Below are 1,115 nucleotides of genomic sequence, written 5' to 3'. Positions count from 1 at the left end.
AACACGAAGGTTAAGCTTCAATGCGCCGATGGTACTGCAGGGGTAACCTTGTGGAAGAGTAGGTTGTCGCCAGGTAATAAAAAAACACTAAGTTTAACTTAGTGTTTTTTACTTTTTTGTAATTTAAAGTAGCCTATTTAAAATAAAGATGCATACTTAGTATTTAAAACTTTGCTTATATTGTTGTTAATTATTAAATCGGCTTAGCCATCATATGGTGTAGATGAATTCATTCTCCAAAATCAGCTTAATAGTTCTTATATATTCTTAAGTTAAACACGTTTAATATAAGTATCTATATATTACATCATGTTTCTCATACTTCGATTGCATATCCTTAGACATAATTTTATTATTTGTTCGTACCACTTGCATTTATTTCTCGTATAATTTTTTAAACAATTCTACTTGCTCCTTTAGTAACTTTACCTAGCGTCTTGCTTTTCTATTATTTGTACATTAGTAAGGTAAACAGAGCTGAGTTTACTATTGGTTGTTCCTCTAATATGTTGTAACCCTATCATTTCGTTTTTTTATATACTAATTTCCAACGATGGACTGATTGTTTAAGTTTATATAAATCAATGGTATTTATATTAAACCTAATCTCTTAAAAATAGGTCACAGTAATTTTCAAATATCTTCTTTAACGAATTTGTAATTACATAGTGTTTAGTGTCATGGGGGGGAAATATATTAAATTAAATATTGATAGTAGTTTTAATATTATAGATAACTAGCCAAGTGTATCGATGTGCAAATTAAAGGAATATATAGACTTAAATGTAGCAATAGTAAGCTAATTTGGTTAGAACACTTTAGGTGCTGAACCATATTACTGTTTATATGATATCATATATCTTGTCGTTACAAACGAGTGGCATAATAAATTGAATGTTATTATGTGCTAATAACTTTTTAAATGAAAATGTTTTAAAAAGTAGTTGACAACAAGAAGATAAACTGATAGTATTGTAGAAGTCGTCAGATGATGACAAATCAAATTGGTCTTTGAAAATTAAACAGAGAATAGGTAAAGAAATGAAATAATATTTTGTTTTAACCAGTTAATTACTTTAGTATAAAGTAAAATTTAGTCGTAAGACTAAAAGTAT

General features: G+C 27.4%; 1 rRNA gene. It reads left to right on the top strand.

Annotated elements, in window-relative coordinates:
- A 5S ribosomal RNA gene (rrf, locus tag KPL38_RS20485) occupies nucleotides 1-75 on the top strand; the annotation flags it as partial.
- Nucleotides 76-1,115 lie beyond the last annotated feature (1,040 nt).

It is taken from the genome of Clostridium psychrophilum, from assembly GCF_018861705.1.
Classification (GTDB): Bacteria; Bacillota; Clostridia; order Clostridiales; family Clostridiaceae; genus Clostridium_AD; species Clostridium_AD psychrophilum.
Note: the sequence above shows the minus strand (reverse complement) of the source record. Positions and strands in the feature narration are given on the sequence as shown.